The 229-nt window shown below is 63.3% G+C and carries 1 protein-coding gene; it reads left to right on the top strand.

The window, feature by feature from the left end; all coding sequences use genetic code 11:
* Positions 1 to 180, top strand: a 180-nt coding sequence (locus HBA93_RS24040) for a hypothetical protein (protein WP_221724879.1), incomplete at its 5' end; no start/stop codon positions are given.
* Between the last annotated feature and the right edge of the window lie 49 nt (positions 181 to 229).

Genomic DNA, 229 nt, shown 5'->3' with positions numbered 1-229 from the left:
GAGGACCGGCCCAGCGAGTTGACCCTGATTGGAGTGCGAAGCGCCTTCAACGCTGAGATAAGCCCGTGGGACGGAACGCCGTTGCCCGAAGGATCGGCCATGGTCGTGGCGGGGCCACGGGCGTCGCATCATGAATTTGCCGCCACCTACGGATTGGCGCCGGACACAGGAGCGCACTGACGCATGACAGACGTCAAAACATCGCCGGGGTTTCTTCACCTCCACGCAC

Origin of the sequence: Ochrobactrum sp. SFR4 (assembly GCF_019730395.1) — a bacterium.
Lineage (GTDB): Bacteria > Pseudomonadota > Alphaproteobacteria > Rhizobiales > Rhizobiaceae > Pseudochrobactrum.
This window is presented reverse-complemented; position numbering and strand designations above follow the sequence as displayed.